Source organism: Pseudomonas sp. NPDC086112, from assembly GCF_044746425.1.
Taxonomy (GTDB): Bacteria; Pseudomonadota; Gammaproteobacteria; order Pseudomonadales; family Pseudomonadaceae; genus Aquipseudomonas.
Window position 1 is genome coordinate 34,710 of the sequence record NZ_JBIVCD010000022.1, and the last position, 25,223, is coordinate 59,932.

The window sequence follows — 25,223 nt, forward strand, 5'->3', positions numbered from 1 at the left end:
TTAAAACCCTGCTGTACTCAGCCAAGGTACTGGAGATGGTTCTGTAGTCCATCTGCTGGATGCACAACGACAGTGTTATCTCGACAGGGAAACTCGCTATGTCTTTGTTCAAACGTTCGGCTACAGAATTAGTAGGTACGTTCTGGCTGGTGTTGGGGGGTTGCGGCAGTGCGGTCCTGGCGGCGGCGTTTCCAGACGTGGGGATCGGTTTGCTGGGGGTGTCCCTGGCATTCGGTTTGACGGTGCTGACGATGGCCTTCGCTATTGGCCACATTTCGGGCTGTCATCTCAACCCTGCGGTTTCGGTCGGGCTGGTGGTCGGCGGACGATTCCCTGCCAAAGAACTGCCCGCCTACATCATCGCCCAAGTGATTGGCGGGATCATCGCAGCGGCTCTGCTGTACTTCATCGCCAGCGGCAAACCTGGCTTCGAACTGGCCAGCGGCCTTGCATCCAATGGCTACGGCGAACACTCGCCCGGCGGCTACTCGATGGCGGCGGGGTTTGTCAGTGAACTGGTGATGACCGCCATGTTCATCCTGATCATTCTCGGCGCCACCGATAAACGCGCCCCGGCCGGGCTGGCGCCCATCGCCATCGGCCTGGCGCTGACCCTGATCCACCTGATCTCGATTCCGGTCACCAACACCTCGGTAAACCCGGCCCGCAGTACGGGCCCGGCGCTGATTGTCGGCGGTTGGGCGATTCAACAACTGTGGCTGTTCTGGCTGGCGCCGATTCTGGGTGCCGTCATCGGCGGTGTGATGTATCGCTGGCTGGGTAAAGAAGACAGCTGACAAGGGGCATAACGCGAAGATCAGCCTTGCCGGTAAGGCAAGGCAGTCTTCGCCTCTTCCGCATACCCCATGACCCCGACCCGCTCACGCTCAAGGAAGTCTTTCACCGCCGCCTTCAAGCCTGGGTGTCGCAGGTAATGCCAGGAATGGGTGATCACCGGTTCAAAGCCACGAATCAACTTGTGCTCGCCCTGAGCGCCAGCGTCAAAACGCTGAAAGCCGTTGGCAATCGCGTAATCCATGCCTTGATAGAAACAAGTCTCGAAATGCAGACGATCGAACTCCGCGAGGCAGCCCCAGTAACGACCGTAAAAGCTGTCGCCCCCGACCAGACTGAAGGCCATGGCCACCGGTCGTGAGCCCTGTTTAGCCAGCACCACACGAATCGATTCCGGCATGCGCTCGGCCAATAGACTGAAAAATTCCCGGGTCAGATACGGCGTTTGCCGACGCACCGCGTAGGTATTGGCGTAGCAGGCATACACAAAGTCCCACTGTGCCTGATCCAGTTGCCGTCCTTCCAGCCATTCGAAGTCGATACCCTGCCCCGCCACTTGCTCACGCTCCTTGCGCATTTGCTTGCGCTTGCGCGAACTGAGGGCGTCGAGGAAGTCCTGAAAATCCCGATAACCACGATTCTGCCAGTGGTACTGACAGCCAATGCGCTGCAACCAGCCTGGCTGTTCGGCCAATGCCGCGTCGGTGAATGGATCGGTGAAGTTGATATGGGCGCTGGAGAGCCCTTCGATCTCAAGGTAACCCGGCAGGCTCTGCAGGAGTTCGAAACCGTCCTCAATCGTCGCCGCCAGCAATCGCGGCCCGCTGACCGGGCTGAACGGCACCGCCGTCAACAGTTTGGGGTAGTAGTCGATGCCGGCACGCTCACAGGCTTCGGCCCATGCATGGTCGAACACGTACTCGCCGTAGGAATGCCATTTGCGGTAACTGGGCAGCGCGGCGATCAGACGATCGCCTTCGACATGCAGCAAATGCTCGGGCTGCCAGCCGGAATGCGGGCCGAGGCTGGCGCTGTCTTCCAACGCACTCAGAAAGGCATGGCGCAGAAACGGCTGAGTTTCCGGTACCAGCGCGTCCCAGGTGTGTGGCGCGATTTCGGACAGACTTTCCAGACGTTGCAGCGGCATTAGTATCCCCGACCATCATTTTCTACAGATGGGACGAGTATCGCTTATCTGATTGCCTAACCCGAAACAAAAAAACCCCGCCAAGGCGGGGTTAAAACGAGAGGAGCTTTAACGGATGAAGAAAGAGCTCTTACAGCGTTTACTGCAATTTAGAACACGTATTGAGCGCGGACCACGAAGCCGTCACCGCTGTCATCACCGGTGCGACGGGCAGGCGTCGTGCCGCTGGCTGCCGTGGCATTGGTCACGTTGTCCGTCTTGGCCTTGAGGTAGGCGCCAGTGATTTTCACCGCTTCGTTGGCGTACCAGTTGACGCCCAGGGTATGCACTTGGGCTTCGGCATCGCCGACATCGCGGGTCAGGCTGGCAGTGGTGATGTTGTCGTCTTCGACGGTCAGGCTGTCGTAACGATAGAACAGCTCCCAGGCGCCGATGGATTTGTTGGCTGGCTTGATCGCGTCGAACTTGCCAACTTTATAGCCACGGGCTTCGCCGGTGAGGGTGTAGGCACCCTGAACGTAGAAACCGTGACCTTTGATGTCTTCAAGGTTGCTGGCATCGGCCTTGGTTTTGCGGGCGATGTATTCACCCTGGATCGAGGCCGGGCCCATGGCGAATGCGGCTTCCAGGCCGTAAGCGTCATCACGGTCATAGGAGCCGGCAGCCGAAGTGGAACTGCCGCCCAGCACCGGACGGTTGCCGTTGGTACCGGCATCGTTGCCGCCGAGGGTTTCAACGCCACGCATGCCCATGCGGGTGCGATAACGCGAATCGAAGGCCGTGTCGGAGACATCACGGGACGCCACGTTCACGCCGAAGTGCAGCACGTTGCCGGCGTCATGCATCGGCGCGAATACAAAGCGGCCGTTGACCTGTTTAACGCTGTTGCCATCGGTATCGTCGGTGTCTTTGCTGAACACGCCGGCGGAAGCGTAGAACGAATCAGCGAAGGTGCTGGAGGCTTGCAGGCCCAGACCATTCTGGTGGCTGTTCGCCCAATCGACCATGTCGTACGCCATGTTGCGTTCTGGCGCAGTGACCCACTTGGAGCTGGTGGCTTTTTCCAGGCCGAAATCCGGGTCGAAACGACCGACTTTGATCGAGACCGGTTTGAAGCCGTTGTAGGCCAACGACGCTTCGTCGAAGTAACCGTTATCGGAATCACCGCTGTTGTGGGAGAAGTCGTAGTTGATGGTGTAAGCCCAATCTGTGTACAGCACACCGGACAGTTCCAGGAAGCCACGACGGATGTAGGCCGCGTCAGCGGTATCGCCGTTTTTGGTGTAGACACCATCGAACTGGCTGTAGTCAGCCTGCAAGCGACCGCCGAGTTTGAAGCTGAATTCTTTATCGGTGGTGGCGACTTCGAGGCCGCCCTTGGTTTTGACTACGATATCGGCGCCGTCAGTGGTGACGGTGCCAGCGAAAGCCTGGGCGGTTACTGCCATGGCCAATGCGCTGGCGGCAAAACCGGCGAAGTGCTTACGGATCATCGAAGAGTTCCCCTAATTGGTGGTCTGTAGCTTGGAAACACGCGGGTCTGGCCCGCTTGTGTTGGGAGGGAATCTTGGAGGCGGGGTATTTCAGCCGGGTTGCTGATAGATAAAGATTTTATGACAGGGGAACTTTTTTACTTCGAATCGAAATAACAGAAAAGCAGCGCCAAGGGATGAGCTGCAAGCCGTAAGCTAGAGCGGCTGAAGGGGTATGTTACGGGCGGAAAAACTACGGTTTGTTCTTCAGATGTTCGTTGGCAAGCCGTTCAGCCAGCGCATCCAGATCAGGTACAGGCGGCTCGGGCATCACTTTCAAGGTGGCCTGCATCAACCGCATCTGCCGAATGAACCGTCGGCAATTGGGGCAAAACATCAAATGATGTCGCATCATCAGCCGTTCTCGAAAACTCAGTTGGCCATCGAGATAATCACTGGAGCGCGCCACTTGTTCCTTGCAGGTCAACATTCGCCGGTTTCCTCAAAATGCTCCACGGTCGCAAAGACCTTCAACCGTGCCCGATGCAGCAGCACACGAACATTGGAGAGCGAGATCTCCAGAAGATTACAGATCTCCTCCAACTCCAGCCCCTGTCGCTCACGCAACAGCAAAACACTGCTTTGCAGTTCCGACAGGCTGAGCAGCGTGTGCTCCAGACATTCGCGCAACTCGTTTTCGGTCAACAGGGCCTCTGGCGTGTCCTGATGCCAGGCGTACGGCGCCACCAGCCAATGACCATCAGTGGATGAAAAACGATCGTCATCGAGGGTGCCGTGAGGCGATGGCAGGTCATCGAGCAGCACTTCCCGGCGGTTCTGCTTGTAGCGGCTCTTGGCCGAATTGGCGGTGATGGTCAGCAGCCAGGTCTTGAGGCTCGAACGCCCCTCGAACCCGCCGAGATTGCGCACCACCGACAGCCAGGCATCCTGTACCACTTCGTCGGCGTGTCGGTTGCCGACGATGGCATAGGCCACCGCGCGCATGGCGCTCTGGTAGGTGCTGACCAGTTCCTTGAAAGCCCTCTGCTCGCCCGCCAGCAGGCGTTCGAGTAGTAGGGTGTCGTCAGCTGCGGCCATGCAAACCTCGTTTCAGAACCATCGGTATTGTGGCGAGGGGCTTGCCCCACCGCCAGTGTAGGAGCCAGGCTTGCCGGCGAAGGCGTCCTTAAGAACGCCTTCGCCGGCAAGCCTGGCTCCTACGAAAAGCGGGGCAAGCCCCCTCGCCACAATCAGGCGCACTCAGCGCTTGCGCAGAATCACGCTGCCGATCGAGTAGCCGGCGCCGAACGAGCTGAGTACCGCCAGCGAACCGCTGACCAGATCGTCCTGATTCTTGTGAAACGAAATCACCGAACCGGCAGAACTGGTGTTGGCATAGGTGTCGAGAATCACCGGGGCTTCTTCTTCGGTGGCTTCGCGGCCCAGCAGCTTCTTGACGATCAGGTGGTTCATGCTGAGGTTGGCCTGGTGCAGCCAGAAGCGCTTCACGTCGCTGACGTTGAGCTGGTTTTCTTCCAGGTGCGTGGCGATCAGCTCGGCGACCATCGGGCAGACATCGCGGAACACCTTGCGGCCTTCCTGGACGAACAGTTTGTCGGGGGCACCGATGCCCTCTTCCGCAGCGCGGTTGAGGAAGCCGAAGTTGTTGCGGATGTTGTTGGAGAACTTGGTCAGCAGTTTGGTGCTGACCACGTCGAACTGGTAGTTGGACGTCGCGAGATCCGCACGTTCGATAATCACTGCGGTGGCGGCGTCGCCGAAGATGAAGTGGCTGTCGCGGTCGCGGAAATTCAGGTGACCGGTACAGACTTCAGGGTTGACCATCAGGATCGCCCGGGCCTGGCCCAGTTGCACGCTGTTGGCCGCAGCCTGGATGCCGAAGGTCGCCGAGGAACAGGCGACGTTCATGTCGAAACCGAAACCCTGGATGCCCAGCGCTTCCTGGACTTCGATGGCGATGGCCGGGTAGGCGCGTTGCAGGTTGGAGCAGGCGACGATCACACCGTCGATGTCGGCGGCGGTCTTGCCGGCACGCTGCAAGGCTTGTTCGGCCGCGCCGATGGCCATCTGGCAAAGCACCGACCACTCGTCGTTGGAACGTTCTGGCAGGCGTGGTGCCATGCGCTGCGGATCGAGAATGCCGTCCTTGTCCATGACAAAGCGGCTTTTGATGCCGGAGGCTTTTTCGATAAACGCCGCGTTGGATTCGGTCAATGCCTCGACTTCGCCGCGCGCGATGGCGTCGGCGTTGTCGGCGTTGAACTGCGCGACGTAAGCGTTGAAAGACTGCACCAGCTCTTCATTGGAAATGCTGTTGGCCGGGGTGTACAGGCCGGTGCCGCTGATGACGACGTTATGCATGGTCGTTTCTCTAATCCGTTCAGGCAGAAAGCGCTGGCACCGACGTACCAACACACAAAGGGTCTATTCCAGGTCAGGACGCAAACCTGGTATCGCTTTATTCCGATCCGCCCGGGCCCGTGGAGGCTCAAAACCGCGGGGCTGGCGTTTATAGGCGCGAAGTTTGCCATAAACGCTGGCTTTTGGCGCCTTTTGCAAGAACAAACGCCTGCCGCAGAGGCAACGAATTACCTGTAGGAGCCAGGCTTGCCGGCGAAGGCGTTCATGAGGACGCCTTCGCCGGCAAGCCTGGCTCCTACGAAAAGCGGTTCACGGTTATGGTTCGACCTGGCTCCATTGCTTGTTCAGGCGCTTGTCGGAGATCGGCACCTTGGTCCCCAATTGCTGCGCGAACAGCGAGACCCGGTATTCCTCCAACCACCAGCGATAGAGTTCCAGCTGCGGATCGCGTTTGCCTTCCTGGGCGTGTTTGTTGGCGCGGGTCTGGTATTGGGCCCAGAGGCCGGACAATTCTCCGCTCCAGACCCGGTCCCTCTGCACCTGAGCGCCGATTTTCTCGAAGCGCTGCTCGACCGCTTTCAGATAACGCGGCAATTCCCTGAGCCACTGCATCGGGGTTTCCCGGACGAACCCCGGATACACCAGATGGCTGAGCTGCTGCTTGATGTCGTTCAAAGCCACGGCTTGCGCCAGGTCGATCTTGCCCTTGAAGCGTTTTTGCAGGCCGTGCCAGAGCTTGAGAATCTCCAGCGTCAGCTTCGCCAGCCTTTCGGCGTGCTCGGTCCAGCCGCCACGTTTGCGCTCGGCCAGCGACGCCAGCCCGGCGCCATCCCGTGGCAACGGGTCTTCGCCCTCAAGAATGCAGCTGTCGAGACTGGCCAGCAGAATGTCTTCCACCAGGCTGTCGACTCGCCCCATGTCGCGGTACATCAGGCCCAACTCGGTCAGCCCCGGCAACTTGCCGCGCAGGAACTTCGCCGGTTCCGCCAATTGCTGCATCAGCAAGCGCTGCAAGGCCCGGCGATGCTGGAACTCGGCTTCGGCCGGGGTCGAGAATCGACCTTCCTTGACTGTGCCGCCCTCTTCCACCAGCGCCGGATACACCGTCATCGATAGCCCGGCGATTTTCTGCTGGGTTTTTTCGGCCACGGCGGCGAAGACTTTCGGCTCCACCGGCTGTTGGCTCTTCGCCGTTTGCGGTACAGCCAACGCAGCCTGGCTCGCCTCGGCAAAGCGTGCGGTCAGCTCGGCCAGGTCACGGCCTTCGCCGAGGAACTTGCCCTGACCGTCGACGATTTCCAGGTTCATCCGCAAATGACTGTCGACCTGTTGCGACGCTTCGGCCCAGGCTTCATCGCTGACCCGCGCACCGGTCATGCGCAACAGTTCACGGCCCAGCGCTTGAGGCAACGAGCCCTCGGCGAAAGTCATGCGCTGCAATGCGGCTTTGACGAAGTCCGGCACCGGCACGAAATTCTTGCGCAACGCTTTAGGCAGGTTGCGCACCAGCGCAATGCACTTGGCCTCGATCACGCCCGGCACCAGCCATTCCAGTCGTTCCGGCGGCAGCATCGGCAACAGCGGCGCCGGCACGCGCAAGGTCACGCCGTCGCGAGGATGGTTGGGTTCAAAGTGATAACTCAGCGCCAGTTCCAGATCACCGATGTGCAGGGTGTCCGGGTAATGCGCGGCGGTGACTTCACTGGCTTCGCGGGCCAGCACGTCTTCTTCGCGCATGATCAGCAGCTGCGGGTCTTTCTGACTGTTGACCCGGTACCAACTGTCGAAGGTCGCGGTCTGGTGAATCTCTGCTGGCAGTCGCGCATCGTAGAAGGCGAACAAGGTTTCTTCGTCGGCGAGGATGTCGCGGCGGCGCGCCTTGGCTTCCAGTTCATCCAACTGTTCCAGCAATTTCTGGTTGGCCGTCAGACATTTGGCTTTGGATTGAATCTCGCCGCGCACCAGACCTTCGCGAATAAAAAATTCACGAGACACCACCGGATCGATCGGCCCGTAATGCACCGGCCGGCGCCCGACCACGATCAGCCCGAACAGGGTGATTTGCTCGAAGGCCACGACCTGACCGCGCTTCTTCTCCCAATGGGGTTCGAAGTGGTTTTTCTTGATCAGGTGCCCGGCCAGCGGCTCGATCCAGTCGGCGTCGATCTTGGCGACCATCCGCGCGTAGAGTTTGGTGGTTTCCACCAGTTCGGCGGTCATCAGCCATTGCGGACGCTTCTTGCCAAGGCCCGACGACGGGTGAATCCAGAAGCGCCGCTGACGGGCACCGAGGTAATCGCCTTCATCGGTTTTCTGACCGATCTGGCTGAGCAGCCCCGAGAGCACGGCTTTGTGCAGTTTCGGGTAATCCGCCGGCTCTTTGTTGAGGCTCAACTGCATGTCGCGGCAGATCAGACTCAACTGCCGATGGGAGTCGCGCCACTCGCGCAGGCGCAGGTAATTCAGGAAGTTCTTGCGGCACCAATTGCGCAGCGGGCTGGTCGTCAGGGCCAGGCGTTGTTCTTCAAAACCACGCCACAGATTGACCAGCCCGGCGAAGTCCGAGTCCACGTCTTTCCACTGCGCGTGAGCCTGATCCGCCGCTTGTTGGCGCTCTGGCGGACGTTCGCGCGGGTCCTGAATCGACATGGCGCTGGCGACGATCAGCACTTCCTGCAAGCTGCCCAGTTTCGCCGCTTCCAGCAGCATGCGGCCCATGCGCGGGTCCACCGGCAACCGAGCCAGTTGGCGACCAAGCGGCGTCAGCTGACTGTTGCGGTCCACCGCCGAGAGTTCTTGCAGCAGGTTGAAACCGTCGCTGATGGCCTTGCCATCCGGCGGCTCGATAAACGGGAAATCGGTGATCTCGCCGAGGCGCAGATGGAGCATCTGCAAAATCACCGCCGCGAGGTTGGTCCGCAGGATTTCCGGGTCGGTAAATTCCGGGCGGCCGATGAAATCTTCTTCGCTGTAGAGGCGGATGCAAATACCCGGTTCGACCCGCCCGCAACGGCCTTTACGCTGGTTGGCGCTGGCCTGGGAAATCGCTTCGATGGGCAGGCGCTGAACCTTGGCGCGGTAGCTGTAACGGCTGATGCGCGCGGTGCCGCTGTCGATCACGTAACGGATGCCCGGCACCGTCAGCGAGGTTTCGGCGACGTTGGTCGCCAATACCACGCGACGCCCAGGGTGGGACTGGAAAATCCGCTGCTGCTCGGCCGGCGACAGCCGCGCGTACAACGGCAGAATCTCGGTGTGTTTGAGCTGGGCCTTGCGCAGCATGTCCGCCGCATCGCGAATCTCGCGCTCGCCGGGCAGGAATACCAGCACATCGCCGGGACTCTTGCGCTCACTGCGTTCGAACGCGGCAATTTCGTCTAGGGTGGCGAGAATCGCCTGATCCACGGTCAGGTCATCCTCGACGCGGTTGCCCTCCTCGTCCTGCTCCAGGGTCAGCGGGCGGTACCAGGTCTCTACCGGAAAGGTGCGACCGGAGACTTCGACGATTGGCGCATCGTCGAAATGCTTGGAGAAACGCTCCAGGTCGATGGTGGCCGAGGTGATGATGACTTTCAGATCTGGACGACGCGGCAGCAGGGTTTTCAGGTAACCGAGCAGGAAGTCGATGTTCAGGCTCCGTTCGTGCGCTTCGTCGACGATGATCGTGTCGTAGCGTTCGAGGTAGCGGTCGTTCTGGGTTTCCGCCAGCAGGATGCCGTCGGTCATCAGTTTGATCAGGGTGTTGGAATCGCTCTGATCCTCGAACCGCACCTGATAGCCGACCAGCGCGCCCAACGGCGTCGCCAACTCTTCAGCGACCCGGCTCGCCACACTGCGGGCGGCGATTCGACGGGGCTGGGTGTGGCCGATCAGGCCGTGCTGGCCGCGACCGATTTCCAGGCAGATTTTCGGCAACTGGGTGGTTTTACCCGACCCGGTTTCGCCGGCAATGATCAGCACCTGATGCTTGAGCAGCGCCGCTTTGATTTCGTCGCGCTTGGCGGCGATTGGCAGGCTGTCATCGTAACGAATCACCGGCAGGCTGGCGCGCCGCGCCAACACCTGATCGCAAGACGCCTGCGTGCGCGTCACCCACTGGGCCAGTTTGGCCTCGTCAGGTTTCTTGCGCAGCTCCAGCAACTGCCGCCGCAGCCGGTGGCGGTCGGCGAGCATGGCGTGATCGAGGTTTTTCAGCAGTTTGTCGATTGAAGGCGATTCGTCAGTCATCAGGTACGCAAAAGTCGTCTAGTGGCGCAGGGGGCGGATTGTCGCAGATTTAGGGGACGGAGTGACGCGCTTTTGTGGCGAGGGAGCTTGCTCCCGCTCGGCTGCGAAGCAGTCGTAATCCTGTCATCGCGGCTTGCCTGAAGCTTCGAGATGAATGGTTTTGGGGTCGCTTCGCGACCCAACGGGAGCAAGCTCCCTCGCCACAGTGTTCACTCAGGTGGGCTATTCGTTATCGAGGCCCTTGCGCCGATAAGGGAACACATCAATCACCTTCCCCGCCCGAATCGCCTCCTGCAAACTCTTCCAGTAATCGGCGTTGTACAACTCGCCATGCAACTGATCGAACAACTTTCGTTGCCCCGAATCGGCAAACAGGAACGGTGGAAATTCCTCGGGGAATACATCCAGCGGCCCGATCGAGTACCACGGTTCGGAGGCCATTTCGTCTTCCGGTGTACGCGGTTGCGGGATGTGGCGGAAGTTGGCTTCGGTGAGGAAACAGATCTCGTCGTAGTCATAAAACACCACACGACCGTGACGGGTGACGCCAAAATTCTTCAGCAACATGTCGCCGGGGAAAATGTTCGCCGCCGCCAGTTGCTTGATCGCCAGACCGTAATCCTCCAGCGCCTCGCGAACCTGCGCCTCGTTGGCGTGTTCCAGATAAAGGTTCAATGGCGTCATCCGGCGTTCGGTCCAGCAGTGACGAATCAGCACCGTATCGTCCTCCACCGAGACCGTGGACGCGGCCACTTCAAGCAATTCTTCCAGGCATGCCGGTTCGAACTTGCTCAAGGGGAAACGGAAGTCGGCGAACTCCTGGGTGTCGGCCATCCGCCCAACCCGGTCGACGCTTTTCACCAGGCGATACTTTTCGATCACCGTGGCGCGGTCGACGTTTTTCGACGGTGAAAAGCGGTCCTTGATGATTTTGAAGACGGTGTTGAAGCCCGGCAGGGTAAACACGCTCATGACCATGCCGCGCACGCCGGGGGCCATGATGAACTGGTCGTCAGTGTTGGCCAGGTGATTGATCAGCGCGCGATAAAACTCGGACTTGCCATGCTTGTAGAAGCCGATCGAGGTGTACAGCTCGGCGATGTGCTTGCCCGGCAGGATGCGTTTGAGAAAGCCGATGAATTCCGCCGGCACTGGCACATCGACCATGAAGTACGAACGGGTGAAGGAGAAGATGATCGACACCTCCGCCTCGTCGGTGATCAGCGCATCGATCTGGATGCCCCGGCCTTCGCGGTGCAGCAGCGGAATCACCAGTGGCCATTGCTCGTCGGGGGTGTAAATGCGCCCCACCAGATAGGCGCCCTTGTTGCGGTAAAGCACCGAGGAAAACAGTTCGACGCTCAGCTGCGGGTCCTTGCAGACCCAGTCCGGCAGGTTCTCGCGCAATTGCGCTTCGAGGCGACGCAGGTCGCCGGCCAGATCGGCGTAATCTTCGCTGAAGCGGTAGTCGGCAAAGATGCTCGTGAGCATGCCGGACAACTGCCCCTGCGGCTTGTAGATGCGGGTTTGCGCGGCCCGGGCGCGGCGCAGGCTCGGCCGCGTGGTGTGAATGAACATGCAGCCGTCGCTGATCAGGTCATGGCTGAACAGGCCGCAGAAAATCGAGTTGTACCAGGTCTCGGACAGTTCATCGTCGAAGCGCAGGTCGATCAGGCTAATATAAGCGCTTTTGACCAGCGGCCAGTTGCTGACGTCCATCAGCACATCGGTCGCGAACGACGCATGCAAGCGCCCTACCGTTTCGCCGACCTTTTCTTCATAGAGGTTGATCCGCGCCGCCGACGCGACTTGCGTCTCTTGCCATTGGGCCTGCTCGAAACGGGCTCGGGCGCCGTCGGTGATCTGACGGAAATGCTCGCGGTAATCGTCAAAGCCATCGAGGATCATTCGGGCGATGTCGGCGGCTGGCCATTGCTGCGGCATAGGTAAAACCTCGGCGGCTGTTCTTGTCGTTGGAGCCTGAGCTTAGTGGCCCTGTGTGACGCAACGCAACCATTGCCTTGCGCCCTGACTGGCGCGACACTTGCGCGCCAATCAAGGAAGGAAAGCGCTGTGAACCCCGTCGATATCCTGCGTATGTTGTCGCTTGCCGCCATTTGGGGAGCGAGTTTTCTGTTCATGCGCGTTATTGCCCCAGTGATTGGCACAATCCCCACTGCTTTTTTTCGCGTGTCGATTGCCGCCGTCGGGCTGCTGGTGATCCTTGGGCTGATGCGCATCAGCTGGGATTTCAAAGGCAAATTCAAGACGGTGATGCTGCTGGGGATGATCAACTCCGGGATTCCAGCGACCCTCTATTCCGTGGCCGCCCAGGTGCTGCCGGCCGGTTACTCGGCGATTTTCAACGCCACCACGCCGCTGATGGGTGTGCTGATCGGCGGATTGTTCTTCCATGAAAAACTCACCGCCGCCAAGTTGGGCGGCGTCTTTCTCGGCCTGTTCGGCGTGGGCATCCTCACCCGCGCCGGGCCGGTAGCGTTCAACATGGAACTGCTGATGGGCGCACTGGCGTGCCTGATGGCCACCACCTGCTATGGCTTTGCCGGGTTTCTCGCCCGGCGCTGGCTCGACCATGCCGGTGGCCTCGACAGTCGTCTTTCGGCGCTGGGCAGCATGCTCGGCGCGACGTTGTTGTTGCTGCCGCTGTTTGGCTACAGCGTGATCAGCCAGCCACCGGCGAGCTGGGGCGGCTGGAGTGTCTGGCTGTCGTTGCTGGGGTTGGGTTTGGTCTGCACAGCCTTTGCCTACATTATTTACTTCCGTTTGCTGACGTCGGTTGGCCCGGTGAAATCGATGACCGTGACCTTCATGATCCCGCCGTTCGGCGTGTTGTGGGGGGCGCTGTTGCTGGATGAGCCGCTGTCGATGGCGCACCTTTATGGCGGGGTGTTGATTGCGCTGGCGTTGTGGCTGGTGTTGAAGCCGGCGGTGGTGAAGGCGCGTGAGGTGGTTGCCCGGTCGTGATGTGGTGTTGCTGATGACGCCTTCGCGGGCAAGCCTCGCTCCTACACTGGAAATGCATTTCCCCTGTAGGAGCTGCCGAAGGCTGCGATCTTTGATCTTGCTCTGCGGCGGCCCCGAAAAGATCGCAGGCTACGCCAGCTCCTACATCGAATCGGTGTTACGACGAAGATCCAGTGCAGGAGCTGTGCCTGGAGCGGCCTTTCGGTTTCAAGCGCTCTTACGGAACACAAACACCAGGCCGACGATGATCAGCCCCATTCCCAGCAGGCTCAACGCCGCCAGTCGGTTGCCGAAAAACAGGTAATCCATTACCGCCGTCACCGCCGGCACCAGGTAAAACAGACTGGTGACATTCACCAGATTGCCTCGTGCAATCAGCCGATACAGCAGCAGCGTCGCCAGCACTGATACCACCAACCCCATCCACAACACCGGCACGATGAACCCGGTGCCGTGTTCGAAATGAAACGGCTGGAACGGCACGAATATCCCGCAGAGCAACAACCCCGCCAGATACTGCACCGGCAGTGTGCCGAGAGGATTATCGGTAATGCGTTTCTGCATGATCGAGCCGAACGTCATGCTCGCCAGCGCCAACAGACCGAAGAGCATGCCAGCCAATGACATGCCGGCCAGACCGATGCCTTGGTAAACCACCATGATCAACCCGGCCAGGCCCAGCGCCAGACCGAAGATCCGGCTTATTGACCGGTGCCGTTCCATGATCACTACGGTGAGAATCGGTTGCACGCCCATGATGGTTGCCATCATGCCGGGGGTGACCTTCAGGTCCAGGGCCAGCAGATAGAAAATCTGATAAGCCCCCAGCAATACCACGCCCGTGGCCATCGCATACAACATCGGCTTGCCGCCCTTGGGTAGTTTCAGCTTGAGCAACGGCATCAACAGCACCAGCCCGCACAAGGCAATGGCGAAACGAATCAGCAAAAAGGCGAAGGGTGATGCGTGCGCCAACCCCCATTTGGAGAAGATCGCGCCGCTGCTCCACAGCAAAACGAACAGGCTCGTGGACGCCGCCGCGAGCGCGGATTTTTTCGAAAGGACAAACATGAATACCACCTGTAGTCAGGCAAAAAGCCAACTCAGCCGAAGCTGAAATTCAGTAGTTTTTTCAGGCGCTTTTTCAGATGGGCACAGGAACAGCAGAAAAAAGCTGATCAGCCCGAGAAGCCAACGCCTGGCGGTGATACGACTGCGCACACCGGCGTGCTACTGACAGGTGGGGGGTAATGACTGATCTGCGCAGGCTGCTGATTCCCGCACGGCACGACGCCAGCGTTGACCGCTGAATCGACTACCGCGTTGATGGGGGAAGCTGGCATGGGCTGATCTTTTTTGATGGGTGAAAAGGTGGTTCGGGAAACCACCGAGGGCCGACTATAACCAGCGTGTGACATGGATTGCAATGACTAAGAGTCTGGCACGATCCCTGTGGGAGCGGGCTTGCTCGCGAAGGCGGTGTGTCAGGCGACATCAATGTTTACTGTGCCGCCGTCTTCGCGAGCAAGCCCGCTCCCACATGGATTGCGCTGAACTGACTGGCATTTACTCCCAAGGAGCTGCTTTTCATCCCGTGGCCGGTCTCAACCAAACAACCAATACCCCAACAACGTCAACACCACCACCGCCAGCACCGGCCGCAGTACGCGGTAGGCCTTGGGGTTACGACGTTTCCACTGTTTGACCATACCGCTGAATTTGTCGCTGAAGTTCTTGCTCCAGGCATAGGCCTGGTTGATCCCGCCAACGCGTTCATCATCAAGGTTCTGGGGTGCAGTGGCGCGCCCCAGCCAGCCGCTGATCGAGCGGTTGATGCGGGTCATCAGACGATTGCTCAGCGGCCGTTCGATGTCGCAGAACAGAATGACTCGAGTTTGCTCGGTTTCATTCTTGACCCAATGCACGTAGGTTTCGTCGAACATCACGTCTTCGCCATCACGCCAGGCGTAGACCTGACCGTCAACAAAGATCCGGCAATCGTCGGAGTTCGGCGTCGACAGCCCCAAGTGATAACGCAGGGAGCCGGCGAATGGGTCGCGATGCGGGTTGAGGTGACTGCCGCCTGGCAGCAACGCGAACATGGCGCCTTTGACGTTGGGAATTGTGCTGAGCAGTGCCACGGTTTTCGGGCATAGGGCTTCGGCTGATGGCAGTGGTTTGTCGTACCACTTGAGGTAAAAGCGCTTCCAGCCTTTCTTGAAGAATGAACCGAACCCGGCGTCGTTGTTCCTTTCTGCGGCGCGAATGTAGCCCTCGTCAAACAAATGCATCGCTTCGTCGCGAATAACTTCCCAATTGTCCCTGAGCACATCCAGTTCGGGGAACTTGCTGCGGTCCAGGTAGGGTTTGGATGGCACGCTGGAGAACAGGTACATCAGGGCGTTATAAGGTGCGAACAGGGCCGAGTGATTGACGAACTGACGCAGAACCGGCAAACGCGCCTTGCCACGCAAGTGCACATAGAGCGTGCTACCGAGAAACAGCAACAACACCGACGCCTTCGCGACAAAGGAAAAGTTCATCTACAACTCCTTGATAGTAGGTAACTTTGCACAACGCCATTTACCAGACGTGGCAATCAGCCATGATAAACATTACCGGCCTCGGGAAATACCCGCATCATTCAACATTCAGTGTTAAGGATTACGCAACAAACACTTATTAACACAAGGTTCCTGAACGGGGGCTGACCTGAATCAACCGCAGAACCTGTAGGAGCGAGGCTTGCCCGCGAAGAACGATGACGCGTAATACCTGAAAAACCGCGGTGCATTCTTCGCGGGCAAGCCTCGCTCCTACAGGTTCTGCGGCTTGCCCCGTTTGGCTGCGAAGCTCGCAAAATGTTACTGCTGATTTTCCTGTTCGGTAAACAGATCGCTGAACAGCATGCTCGACAGGTAGCGCTCGCCAGAGTCGGGCAGAATCACCACGATGGTCTTGCCCTGCATTTCCGGGGTTTCGGCCAGCCGCACAGCCACCGCCATGGCGGCGCCGCACGAGATACCGCTCAAAATTCCTTCTTCCTGCATCAGGCGCAGGGCCATCGCCTTGGACTCTTCGTCGCTGACCAGTTCGACCCGGTCGACCATCGACAGGTCCAGGTTCTTCGGCACAAAACCAGCGCCGATGCCCTGGATTTTGTGGGGGCTCGGTTTGATCTCCTCTCCAGCCATCGCCTGGGTGATCACTGGAGACACCACCGGCTCCACCGCCACCGAGATAATCGGTTTGCCCCGGGTATTCTTGATATACCGCGAAACCCCGGTAATGGTTCCACCTGTCCCGACACCCGCCACCAGTACGTCGACCGCACCGTCGGTGTCGTTCCAGATTTCCGGCCCGGTGGTCTTTTCGTGGATGGCCGGGTTGGCCGGGTTTTCGAACTGCGCCGGCATGAAGTAGGTCGATGGATCACTGGCGAGGATTTCGGCAGCTTTCTCGATCGCGCCTTTCATGCCTTTGGCCGGTTCCGTCAACACCAGTTCGGCGCCAAGGGCTTTGAGCACCTTGCGCCGCTCGATGCTCATGGACGCGGGCATGGTCAATACCAGTCGGTAACCGCGGGCAGCGGCAACGAACGCCAGGCCGATGCCGGTATTGCCCGAAGTCGGTTCGATGATGGTCATGCCGGGCTTGAGTTTACCGCTGCTTTCGCCCTCCCAGATCATGTTCGCGCCGATCCGGCACTTGACCGAATAGCCGGGGTTACGCCCTTCGATCTTGGCCAGGATGGTGACACCGCGCGGGGCGATACGGTTGATCTGAACCAGCGGCGTATTGCCAATGGAATGGGCGTTGTCAGCATAAATACGGCTCATGGCTGGGTCCTTATACAGCGTTGAATTAGCTGTCCAAGGTATGCCTGTTACCCGTGGTCGTCCAGTCAGTCGAACGTCCGCTTACCCCCGCAGTCAATCGCTTTATACCGCCAGAGATTTGCCGCCATGAAGCGTCGATACAGTTGGCCCCTGTGGACCCTCGCTGGCCTCGTTCTGCTGCTGGTTGCCCTGCACATTGCCCTGCCCTACGTGGTGCGCGATTACCTCAACGAAAGATTGGCGAACATGGGTGACTACCGCGGGCAGATTACCGACGTAGACCTGGCTCTGTGGCGCGGCGCCTACAAAATCAATGGACTGAAAATCGTCAAGGTCAATGGCAAGGTTCCCGTGCCTTTCGTCAACGCGCCATTGATTGACCTCTCCGTCAGCTGGCACTCGCTCTGGTATGACCACGCGGTGGTGGCCGAGGCGCAGTTCGACAAACCCGAGGTGAACTTCGTCGATGGCGGTGCCAACAAGAAAAACTCCCAGACCGGTGAGGGCACTGACTGGCGGGCACAATTGGAAAAATTGCTGCCGATTACCCTGAACGAAGTGCGGATCAACGACGGGCGGGTCACCTTCCGAAACTTCAATTCAAAACCGCCCGTGAACATGAATGCCACTCAGGTCAATGCCAGCATTTACAACCTGACCAACGTGGTCGACACCAAAGGCAAACGCGATGCCCGATTCGAGGGCAAGGCGCTGTTGCTGGGGCATGCACCGCTGGAAACCACGGCGACCTTCGATCCGCTGAGCGACTTCCAGGACTTCGAATTTCGCCTGCGCGCCAGGAACCTTGAACTCAAACGCATGAACGACTTTGCCTCGGCCTACGGCAAGTTCGACTTCAATGCCGGCCATGGCGACGTGGTCATCGAAGCCGAAGCCAACAAGGGCCAACTCACCGGCTACATCAAGCCGCTATTGCGCGACGTCGATGTGTTCAATTGGCAACAGGATGTGGAGAACAAGAACAAAGGGATATTCCGTTCCATCTGGGAAGCACTCGTCGGTGGCACCGAGAACGTGCTGAAGAACCAGCCGAAAAACCAGTTCGCCACTCGCGTCCAGCTCAGAGGCAGCGTGCATCAGCGAGATATCAGCGCATTCGAGGCGTTTTTGCAGATTTTACGTAATGGTTTCATCGAGGCGTTCAATGCCCAGTACGAGCGGCCCAAGCCGGATGCGGAATGAGTCAAGATGTGACGCCCCATTCAGAGACTGAATAAGCCGTCTGCGTTCACAGTCGACCGGGCAGCGCGTTATAGTCGGGTACTACAATTATTGCGCCCCGCCCTGCCTCGTTCAGGTCGGCGTTACCGTTCGAGGATTAGCAGATGAAGTTCGAAGGCACCCAGGCCTACGTCGCCACCGATGACCTGAAGCTGGCGGTCAACGCCGCCATCACCCTGGAACGGCCACTGCTGGTCAAGGGCGAGCCAGGCACCGGCAAGACCATGCTCGCCGAGCAACTGGCCGAGTCCTTCGGCGCCAAGTTGATCACCTGGCACATCAAATCCACCACCAAGGCGCATCAAGGCCTGTACGAGTACGACGCGGTCAGCCGCCTGCGGGACTCGCAGCTGGGCACAGAGAAGGTTCACGACGTTCGCAACTACCTGAAAAAGGGCAAGCTCTGGGAGGCTTTCGAGTCCGAAGAGCGGGTGATCTTGCTGATCGATGAAATCGACAAGGCCGACATCGAGTTCCCCAACGACCTGCTGCAAGAACTCGACAAGATGGAGTTCTACGTTTACGAGATCGACGAGACCATCAAGGCCAAGAAGCGCCCGATCATCATCATTACCTCCAACAACGAGAAAGAGCTGCCGGACGCCTTCCTGCGCCGCTGCTTCTTCCACTACATCGCCTTCCCGGATCGCATCACGATGCAGCGGATCGTCGACGTGCATTACCCGAACATCAAGAAAGACCTGGTCAGCGAAGCGCTGGACGTGTTCTTCGACGTGCGCAAGGTGCCGGGCCTGAAGAAGAAGCCATCGACCTCGGAATTGGTGGACTGGCTGAAATTACTGATGGCCGACAACATCGGTGAAGCGGTACTGCGCGAGCGCGATCCGACCAAGGCCATTCCGCCACTGGCCGGCGCCTTGGTGAAGAACGAACAAGACGTGCAATTGCTTGAGCGTCTGGCGTTCATGAGCCGTCGCGGCTCTCGCTAAGCCCCGATAGAGAGAGGCGATCGCCATGCTGCTCAACCTGTTCAATGAAATGCGTGCAGCCAAGGTGCCGGTCTCGGTACGTGAGCTGCTGGACCTGATCAACGCGCTGAAACAGCGCGTGACCTTCGCCGACATGGACGAGTTCTATTACTTGTCGCGGGCGATTCTGGTGAAGGACGAAAAGCATTTCGACAAGTTCGACCGGGCCTTCGGTGCCTACTTCAACGGCCTGGAAAAGCTCGACGATCACCTCCAGGCGTTGATCCCCGAAGACTGGCTGCGCAAGGAATTCGAGCGTTCCCTGACCGATGAAGAGCGGGCCGCGATCCAGTCCCTGGGTGGCCTGGACAAGCTGATCGAAGAGTTCAAGAAACGCCTGGAAGAACAGAAAGAACGCCATGCCGGCGGCAACAAGTGGATCGGCACCGGCGGCACCAGCCCATTTGGCTCCGGTGGCTTCAACCCGGAAGGCATTCGGGTCGGCGATGCCGGCAAGCGCCAAGGCAAAGCGGTCAAAGTCTGGGATCAGCGCGAGTACAAGAACCTCGACGATTCGGTCGAACTGGGCACGCGCAACATCAAGGTCGCCCTGCGGCGCCTGCGTAAATTCGCCCGTCAGGGTGCGGCGGAAGAACTGGACATCGACGGCACCATCGACCACACCGCTCGCGATGCCGGGCTGCTGAACATCCAGATGCGTCCGGAACGCCGTAACACCGTCAAGTTGCTGTTGTTGTTCGACATCGGCGGCTCGATGGACGCCCACGTGAAGATCTGCGAAGAACTGTTCTCGGCCTGCAAGACCGAGTTCAAGCATCTGGAGTACTTCTACTTCCACAACTTCATTTATGAATCGGTGTGGAAGAACAACATGCGTCGCACCTCTGAGCGCACCGCCACCCAGGACTTGCTGCACAAGTACGGCGCCGACTACAAAGTGATCTTCATCGGCGATGCCGCCATGGCGCCCTATGAAATCACCCAGGCCGGCGGCAGCGTCGAGCACTGGAATGAAGAAGCCGGGTACGTGTGGATGCAGCGTTTCAAGGAAAAGTACAAGAAGCTCATCTGGATCAACCCATATCCGAAAGACACCTGGGGCTATACCTCATCGACCAACATCGTGCGGGACTTGATTGATGACCAGATGTTCCCGCTGACGTTGCGGGGGTTGGAGGAAGGGATGCGGTTTCTTTCCAAATAATTGTGTTGTCTGGACGGACGCCTTCGCGGGCAAGCCTCGCTCCTACAGGTTTCGGTGTTCGTGCATCACGCATTGACCCTGTAGGAGCGAGGCTTGCCCGCGAAGCTTTTAGCGGTACAAAAACCGCCGCAAATACTCGACGTGTTCGCGATGAGCGACGTCTTGCACCACCGGCCTCAACCGCACCTTCGCCCCCGGCAAACACTGCGCCAATCGCGCCAAGGCCAATGGCGTCAACGCCCCCAGGCGCGGATAACCGCCAATGGTCTGCCGATCATTGAGCAGCACAATCGGCTGCCCGTCCGGCGGCACCTGGACCGCGCCCAGCGGGATGCCCTCCGAGATCATCGGCTTGCCCTGATACTGCAACGCCGTTCCCAATAGGCGAATGCCCATGCGGTCGGCGCGGCTGTCGAGGGTCCAGACGCTGTTGAATGCGTCGAACAAACTCTGTCCACTGAACTCGCCGATCTGTGCGCCGAGCACCAGGTCCAGCGGCGCATTGAGTTTGAAATCCGGCACTTGTTCGGGCGCCAACTCCCGCAGCAGTAGCAACGAGTTTCCCGAGTAGCTCAACTGCGCCTCTTTGGCCAACGCCCGACCCATGCCATCCAGCCCACCGAGCTCCTCACGGACCACCGTTGCGCTACTGCCCAACACCTTTGGCGCATCAAATCCGCCCGGGGCCGCCAAATAAGCCCGAGCGCCAAGCAGTGGCTGGGTGAATTGCAATTGCTGACCTTTGTTCAGCCTGAAACTGCGCCATGGCGTCAATGTCTCGCCATCCACTTGCGCCCCCAGATCCGCCCCGGCCAATGCCAGCACGCAATCTTCCTGAGCAACGACCGTAAACCCGCCGAGGGTGATTTCGATCACCGACGCATCCAGCCCATTGCCCAGCAGCCAATTGGCCCACGACATCGACCGCCAATCCGCCGCCCCGCCCTGGGTCACGCCCAGATGCCGCACGCCAAATCGCCCGGCGTCCTGCAACAGGCACAGCGGTGTACTTGCTTCAATCGTCAGTCGGCTCATGCCAGGGCCTCCAACGGCGTGTCATCACCGCCCAGGTTGATGAACTCGGCATGGCTGACCGCTTCGAACCGCACGGTGTCGCCCGGTTGCATCAGGCTGTAGCCGTCGCGTTCGCGGTCGAACAATTTGGCCGGGGTGCGGCCGATCAGGTTCCAGCCGCCGGGGGATACCACCGGATAAGCCGCGGTCTGGCGTTCGGCGATGCCAACACTACCGGCAGCCACTTTTTTGCGCGGAGTATTCATACGCGGTGCAGCCAACACTGCCTCCACCAATCCCATAAAGGCAAACCCCGGTGCGAAGCCCAATGCGAACACTTGATACTCGCGCTCGCTGTGACGACGGATGACCTCTTCCACCGCTAATCCGCTGCGCTGAGACAGTAACGTCAGTTCCGGACCAACACTCAGGTCGTACCAGACCGGCAACACATGGCATTTACCCCTGGCCCGAGCGTTGGGCGACAGATCGATCAAGGCTTCAGTAATCAATTCCCGCGCCTGAGCCGGGTTCAGCGCCATCAAATCGTAATGCACCATCAGTGTCGTATAGGACGGCACCAGATCGATCAAATGGCTGGCGAACGCTTCTCGCAGACGCTCGCTGGCGGCGAGCATCCACGGCATATTGGCTTCGCTGATTTCATCGAACAGACGCACCATCAGGCAATCCAGCGCCACCACTTCTACCCGTGGTTTCATGATGCGCTCTGCTGATTCAAGGCTTGGCGAATGCGCTGCACGGCGGCCACCGAACTGGCGTTGTCGCCGTGTACGCACAAGGTATTGGCCTGCAAGTGCAAGGCGCTGCCATCGCTGGCCGTGAGGTTGTCACCGCGAGCAATGATCAGCGCCTGTTCGATAATTTTCTCGGGATCGTGATGCACGGCTTCCGGCAGTTGCCGCGAGACCAGTCTGCCGGCGCTGTCGTAAGCGCGATCGGCGAAGGCTTCGAACCACAGTGTCACGCCGTATTCATCGCCGAGTTGCTGCGCGGCACTGTTGTCGCGGGTCGCCATCAGCATCAATGGCAGCGTCCGGTCGTAGGCCGCCACGGCCTGAATCACCGCGCGCAATTGCGCCGGGTTGGCCATCATGTCGTTGTACATCGCGCCGTGGGGTTTGACGTAACTCACCCGCCCGCCCTGAGCCCGGCAGATGCCGTCGAGGGCGCCGATCTGGTAATGCAACAGGTCCTGCAGTTCCTGGGCGGTGTAAGCCATGGATCGGCGACCGAACCCCACCAGATCCTGATAGGCCGGATGAGCGCCAATCTGCACCCCGTGGCTCAGGGCCAGGCTGACGGTCTTGCGCATGATGCTCGGGTCGCCGGCGTGGAAACCACAGGCGATGTTGGCGCAGTCGATGAAGGGCATGACCTCGGCGTCCAGACCCATGGTCCAGTTACCGAAACTCTCGCCGATGTCGCAGTTCAATAGCAGGCGGTTCACGGTGAACACTCCTGTAGGCTTTTATCTTCTTAACTGAAGGACATATGCCCCTCAGATTATCAGTTACCGGATATTCGGTTATTGAGCGTCGAGTTGCTTGCCACGGGTTTCCGGCAGGCTGAGGGCCGCCAGGATCACTACCCCGTAGGACACTGCCGCAAAGGCGCCGATTCCCACGCTCAGCGGCACCTTCTGGCTGAGCAAGCCGATCAACAGCGGAAACAATGCCGCCAATGCCCTACCGATGTTGTAGCAAAAACCCTGGCCCGAGCCGCGTATGCGCGTCGGAAACAGTTCGGTCAAAAACGCACCCATACCGCTGAAGATCCCCGAAGCGAAGAAGCCCAAAGGGAAACCCAGCCAGAGCATCACACCGTTGCTGACCGGCAATTGGGTGTACAGCAGAACAATGGTGAACGAGCCGACCGCGAACAGAATGAAGTTCTTTTTACGACCGAGAATGTCAGTCAAATAGGCGCTGATCACGTACCCGACGTAGGACCCGACGATCACCATCGCCAGATAACCACCGGTGCCGAGTACGCTCAAGCCCCGTTCGTTTTTCAGAAAGGTCGGCAACCAGGAAGTGATCGCGTAGTAACCGCCGAGGGCGCCGGTGGTCAGGATCGAAGCGCGAATCGTGGTGAACAGGATGCCCGGGGCGAAAATCTCGTAGAACTTGGCCGGGTTGCTTGGCTCTTGTTTAGCTTTGGCTTCGCGATAGATTTCCGGATCCTTGACCAAACGACGGACGAAAATCACGAAAATCGCCGGCACGATGCCAAGGAGGAACAGAGCGCGCCAGGCGTCTTCCGGCGGCAGCACCGAGAACAGCAGCGCATACAAAATCGCCGTCAGCCCCCAACCCAGCGCCCAGCCCGATTGCACCATGCCGACGGCTTTGCCACGGTCCTTGGCGCGAATCACTTCGCCCATCAACACCGCGCCGGCGGTCCATTCACCACCGAATCCGAAGCCCATCAACGTGCGGCTGATCAACAGTTGTTCGTAGTTCTGGGCGAAGCCGCAGAGGAAGGTGAAGAAGGCGAACCAGAGCACCGTCAGTTGCAGGGTGCGCACCCGACCGATGCGGTCAGAGAGAATCCCCGCCACCCAACCACCAATGGCCGAGGCGATCAGGGTGCTGGTGTGAATCAGCCCGGCTTCGCCAGTGGTAATGCCCCACATGGCAATCAGGGTCGGCACAACGAAACTGAGCATCTGGGTGTCCATGCCGTCCAGGCCATAGCCGATCTTGCAACTCCAGAACGTACGACGTTCCTGCTTGTTGATGTTGTGGTACCAATCGAAGGGCCCCGGGCGAGCTGTGGCTTTTGAAACGAGGGTGTCGGGCGCACTCATGGCAAGTCTCCGTGCAAATTTTATTGGTATTGTTCTGAGCCCCGACGACGCCTATCGTGGGAACCGGATGCGTCGATTTTTGGACGCTTGGCCCTGCTGCGTCCAACTAATAAAAACCCGGCCAAGGCATAAGAAAAAGTTGATCCCATGAACCTGAAGTTTCTCGAGACCTTTGTCTGGGTCGCCCGACTCAAGAGTTTTCGCCTGACGGCAGACAAACTCTTCACCACCCAGGCGTCGATTTCCAGCCGTATCGCCGTGCTCGAAGGCGAGCTCGGGGTGAAGCTGTTCCTGCGCGATTCTCGCGGCGTGAGCCTGACGCCCGAAGGCCTGAAAGTGCTCGAATATGCCGAGCAGATGATGGACACGATGCAGGCGCTCAAGCATTCGATCGAGACTCGCTCAAGCAAGGTCGGGCGGGTCCGGATCGGTGTCATGGACACCGTCATCCACACCTGGCTCAGCCCGTTGGTGGCGCAGATGATGGATCATTACCCGCTGGTGGAAATCGAGCTGGTGGCCGATACGGCGCTCAACCTCTGCGATCAGCTGCAAAAAGGCTTTCTCGATCTGATCCTGCAAACCGACCTGTTGCGCCAGGAGAGCGTGCGCAGCCTGGAGCTGGCCAGTCATCCGATAGGCTGGATCGTGGCCAGCAACTCCATCTACAACCGCGAGTATTCGGGTGTCGCCGATCTGGCGCGGGAGCGGATCATCACCTATTCGAAAAATTCCCAGCCACACCAAGAGATTCTTGCCCTGATGCAGGCCAACGGGGTCATGGCGCCCCGGCTCAACTGCGTGAATTCAGTGTCGGCGATTACCCGATTGCTGAGGGACGGCTTCGGCATTGGTGCGCTACCGCCGGTACTGGTGGCCGAAGAGTTGGCACGAGGGGAATTGACCTTGCTGGCCATTGATCAACGACCGCCGAATCTGCAGGTGGTGGTGTCGTGGCGGGTGGGCGTGGAATGGGTCGAAGAAATCGTGGCGTTGTGTCAGCAAGTCGTGGAGCGCTATGCGCATAAAGTGGGCGAGCAGTACATCGTCTTGAGCAAACCACAGGCCCGAATCTGAAGGACATTTCTCAAACTGTAAATATGAACCACTATCATTTGCATTATTTTTTCAAG

The 25,223-nt window shown here is 59.2% G+C and carries 21 protein-coding genes; 6 read left to right on the forward strand and 15 right to left on the reverse strand.

All coding sequences use genetic code 11. The features are described 5' to 3' along the window. The first annotated feature begins 98 nt into the window (after positions 1 to 98). A complete protein-coding gene (gene aqpZ / locus ACIPLA_RS16630) occupies positions 99 to 797 on the forward strand; it encodes an aquaporin Z (protein ID WP_192344394.1) in 699 nt (232 codons plus the stop codon). A gap of 20 nt (positions 798 to 817) precedes the next feature. On the opposite strand, the gene ACIPLA_RS16635 is transcribed toward aqpZ, so the two are convergent. From ACIPLA_RS16635 to aceK, 7 genes are all read right to left on the reverse strand, one after another. Then, positions 818 to 1,942 carry a GNAT family N-acetyltransferase gene (locus ACIPLA_RS16635; protein WP_401174269.1) on the reverse strand — a complete coding sequence of 375 codons (1,125 nt, stop codon included), beginning with the start codon at positions 1,940 to 1,942 and terminating at the stop codon, positions 818 to 820. Between the two features lie 149 nt (positions 1,943 to 2,091). Then, on the reverse strand, positions 2,092 to 3,435 hold the full coding sequence (locus ACIPLA_RS16640) for an OprO/OprP family phosphate-selective porin (protein ID WP_401174272.1): 1,344 nt from the start codon (positions 3,433 to 3,435) through the stop codon (positions 2,092 to 2,094). 232 nt (positions 3,436 to 3,667) lie between these two features. Then, positions 3,668 to 3,904: an anti-sigma factor gene (locus ACIPLA_RS16645; RefSeq protein ID WP_123501124.1), complete on the reverse strand. Its 237-nt coding sequence runs from the start codon at positions 3,902 to 3,904 to the stop codon at positions 3,668 to 3,670. Next, on the reverse strand, positions 3,898 to 4,512 hold the full coding sequence (locus tag ACIPLA_RS16650) for an RNA polymerase sigma factor (protein WP_401174276.1): 615 nt from the start codon (positions 4,510 to 4,512) through the stop codon (positions 3,898 to 3,900). Before ACIPLA_RS16650 ends, ACIPLA_RS16645 begins: the two co-directional genes overlap by 7 nt. A 162-nt stretch (positions 4,513 to 4,674) precedes the next feature. Then, positions 4,675 to 5,796: a beta-ketoacyl-ACP synthase III gene (locus tag ACIPLA_RS16655; protein ID WP_401174279.1), complete on the reverse strand. Its 1,122-nt coding sequence runs from the start codon at positions 5,794 to 5,796 to the stop codon at positions 4,675 to 4,677. 315 nt (positions 5,797 to 6,111) lie between these two features. After that, on the reverse strand, positions 6,112 to 10,023 hold the full coding sequence (gene hrpA, locus ACIPLA_RS16660; RefSeq protein WP_401174282.1) for an ATP-dependent RNA helicase HrpA: 3,912 nt from the start codon (positions 10,021 to 10,023) through the stop codon (positions 6,112 to 6,114). A gap of 222 nt (positions 10,024 to 10,245) precedes the next feature. Then, entirely contained in the window at positions 10,246 to 11,967 is a 1,722-nt protein-coding gene (gene aceK / locus ACIPLA_RS16665; protein WP_218398121.1) for a bifunctional isocitrate dehydrogenase kinase/phosphatase, read from the reverse strand. A 129-nt stretch (positions 11,968 to 12,096) separates the two neighbouring features. Between aceK and ACIPLA_RS16670 the strand changes: the two genes are divergently transcribed. Continuing rightward, positions 12,097 to 13,008, forward strand: coding sequence for a DMT family transporter (locus ACIPLA_RS16670; protein ID WP_401174285.1), 912 nt, complete (start codon positions 12,097 to 12,099; stop codon positions 13,006 to 13,008). A 207-nt stretch (positions 13,009 to 13,215) separates the two neighbouring features. Here ACIPLA_RS16670 and ACIPLA_RS16675 read toward each other — a convergent pair whose 3' ends face one another. From ACIPLA_RS16675 to cysK, 4 genes are all read right to left on the reverse strand, one after another. After that, positions 13,216 to 14,079, reverse strand: coding sequence for a DMT family transporter (locus ACIPLA_RS16675; protein WP_401174288.1), 864 nt, complete (start codon positions 14,077 to 14,079; stop codon positions 13,216 to 13,218). Between the two features lie 107 nt (positions 14,080 to 14,186). Next, entirely contained in the window at positions 14,187 to 14,351 is a 165-nt protein-coding gene (locus ACIPLA_RS16680; protein WP_218398126.1) for a hypothetical protein, read from the reverse strand. Positions 14,352 to 14,612: 261 nt separating this feature from the next. Then, positions 14,613 to 15,551 carry an aspartyl/asparaginyl beta-hydroxylase domain-containing protein gene (locus ACIPLA_RS16685; protein ID WP_401174291.1) on the reverse strand — a complete coding sequence of 313 codons (939 nt, stop codon included), beginning with the start codon at positions 15,549 to 15,551 and terminating at the stop codon, positions 14,613 to 14,615. Positions 15,552 to 15,872: 321 nt separating this feature from the next. Next, a complete protein-coding gene (gene cysK, locus ACIPLA_RS16690; RefSeq protein WP_123501108.1) occupies positions 15,873 to 16,847 on the reverse strand; it encodes a cysteine synthase A in 975 nt (324 codons plus the stop codon). A 126-nt stretch (positions 16,848 to 16,973) separates the two neighbouring features. Here cysK and ACIPLA_RS16695 point away from each other — a divergent pair, with 126 nt between their 5' ends. From ACIPLA_RS16695 to ACIPLA_RS16705, 3 genes are all read left to right on the forward strand, one after another. Next, positions 16,974 to 18,050 (forward strand): DUF748 domain-containing protein, encoded by a 1,077-nt coding sequence (locus tag ACIPLA_RS16695; protein WP_401174296.1) that lies wholly within the window; start codon positions 16,974 to 16,976, stop codon positions 18,048 to 18,050. 143 nt (positions 18,051 to 18,193) lie between these two features. Beyond that, on the forward strand, positions 18,194 to 19,039 hold the full coding sequence (locus ACIPLA_RS16700) for a MoxR family ATPase (protein ID WP_218398133.1): 846 nt from the start codon (positions 18,194 to 18,196) through the stop codon (positions 19,037 to 19,039). A gap of 25 nt (positions 19,040 to 19,064) precedes the next feature. Next, the gene (locus tag ACIPLA_RS16705; protein ID WP_038979369.1) at positions 19,065 to 20,243 is read left to right on the forward strand and encodes a VWA domain-containing protein; all 1,179 of its coding nucleotides are present in this window, start codon (positions 19,065 to 19,067) and stop codon (positions 20,241 to 20,243) included. Positions 20,244 to 20,351: 108 nt separating this feature from the next. Here the strand turns inward: ACIPLA_RS16705 and ACIPLA_RS16710 are convergent, their stop codons facing one another. The 4 genes from ACIPLA_RS16710 to ACIPLA_RS16725 form a co-directional block, all read right to left on the reverse strand. Next, a complete protein-coding gene (locus ACIPLA_RS16710) occupies positions 20,352 to 21,278 on the reverse strand; it encodes a biotin-dependent carboxyltransferase family protein (RefSeq protein ID WP_401174300.1) in 927 nt (308 codons plus the stop codon). Beyond that, positions 21,275 to 21,979, reverse strand: coding sequence for a 5-oxoprolinase subunit PxpB (pxpB, locus tag ACIPLA_RS16715; protein ID WP_401174303.1), 705 nt, complete (start codon positions 21,977 to 21,979; stop codon positions 21,275 to 21,277). The genes ACIPLA_RS16710 and pxpB overlap by 4 nt, the downstream gene beginning before the upstream one ends. Next, positions 21,976 to 22,728 (reverse strand): 5-oxoprolinase subunit PxpA, encoded by a 753-nt coding sequence (locus ACIPLA_RS16720; RefSeq protein WP_218398139.1) that lies wholly within the window; start codon positions 22,726 to 22,728, stop codon positions 21,976 to 21,978. The genes pxpB and ACIPLA_RS16720 overlap by 4 nt, the downstream gene beginning before the upstream one ends. Before the next feature lie 78 nt (positions 22,729 to 22,806). Next, positions 22,807 to 24,090, reverse strand: a complete 1,284-nt coding sequence (locus ACIPLA_RS16725) for an MFS transporter (RefSeq protein WP_123501098.1) — start codon at positions 24,088 to 24,090, stop codon at positions 22,807 to 22,809. Positions 24,091 to 24,237: 147 nt separating this feature from the next. Between ACIPLA_RS16725 and ACIPLA_RS16730 the strand changes: the two genes are divergently transcribed. Then, entirely contained in the window at positions 24,238 to 25,167 is a 930-nt protein-coding gene (locus ACIPLA_RS16730; protein ID WP_218398142.1) for a LysR family transcriptional regulator, read from the forward strand. Positions 25,168 to 25,223 lie beyond the last annotated feature (56 nt).

Coding starts and splice junctions, on each gene's coding strand:
- aqpZ (WP_192344394.1), top strand. CDS start 99: ATGTCTTTGTTCAAACGTTCGGCTACAGAATTAGTAGGTACGTTCTGG.
- ACIPLA_RS16695 (WP_401174296.1), top strand. CDS start 16,974: ATGAAGCGTCGATACAGTTGGCCCCTGTGGACCCTCGCTGGCCTCGTT.
- cysK (WP_123501108.1), bottom strand. CDS start 16,847: ATGAGCCGTATTTATGCTGACAACGCCCATTCCATTGGCAATACGCCG.
- ACIPLA_RS16655 (WP_401174279.1), bottom strand. CDS start 5,796: ATGCATAACGTCGTCATCAGCGGCACCGGCCTGTACACCCCGGCCAAC.
- ACIPLA_RS16680 (WP_218398126.1), bottom strand. CDS start 14,351: ATGCCAGCTTCCCCCATCAACGCGGTAGTCGATTCAGCGGTCAACGCT.
- aceK (WP_218398121.1), bottom strand. CDS start 11,967: ATGCCGCAGCAATGGCCAGCCGCCGACATCGCCCGAATGATCCTCGAT.
- ACIPLA_RS16725 (WP_123501098.1), bottom strand. CDS start 24,090: ATGAGTGCGCCCGACACCCTCGTTTCAAAAGCCACAGCTCGCCCGGGG.
- ACIPLA_RS16640 (WP_401174272.1), bottom strand. CDS start 3,435: ATGATCCGTAAGCACTTCGCCGGTTTTGCCGCCAGCGCATTGGCCATG.
- ACIPLA_RS16730 (WP_218398142.1), top strand. CDS start 24,238: ATGAACCTGAAGTTTCTCGAGACCTTTGTCTGGGTCGCCCGACTCAAG.
- hrpA (WP_401174282.1), bottom strand. CDS start 10,023: ATGACTGACGAATCGCCTTCAATCGACAAACTGCTGAAAAACCTCGAT.
- ACIPLA_RS16700 (WP_218398133.1), top strand. CDS start 18,194: ATGAAGTTCGAAGGCACCCAGGCCTACGTCGCCACCGATGACCTGAAG.
- pxpB (WP_401174303.1), bottom strand. CDS start 21,979: ATGAAACCACGGGTAGAAGTGGTGGCGCTGGATTGCCTGATGGTGCGT.
- ACIPLA_RS16645 (WP_123501124.1), bottom strand. CDS start 3,904: ATGTTGACCTGCAAGGAACAAGTGGCGCGCTCCAGTGATTATCTCGAT.
- ACIPLA_RS16705 (WP_038979369.1), top strand. CDS start 19,065: ATGCTGCTCAACCTGTTCAATGAAATGCGTGCAGCCAAGGTGCCGGTC.
- ACIPLA_RS16685 (WP_401174291.1), bottom strand. CDS start 15,551: ATGAACTTTTCCTTTGTCGCGAAGGCGTCGGTGTTGTTGCTGTTTCTC.
- ACIPLA_RS16650 (WP_401174276.1), bottom strand. CDS start 4,512: ATGGCCGCAGCTGACGACACCCTACTACTCGAACGCCTGCTGGCGGGC.
- ACIPLA_RS16675 (WP_401174288.1), bottom strand. CDS start 14,079: ATGTTTGTCCTTTCGAAAAAATCCGCGCTCGCGGCGGCGTCCACGAGC.
- ACIPLA_RS16710 (WP_401174300.1), bottom strand. CDS start 21,278: ATGAGCCGACTGACGATTGAAGCAAGTACACCGCTGTGCCTGTTGCAG.
- ACIPLA_RS16635 (WP_401174269.1), bottom strand. CDS start 1,942: ATGCCGCTGCAACGTCTGGAAAGTCTGTCCGAAATCGCGCCACACACC.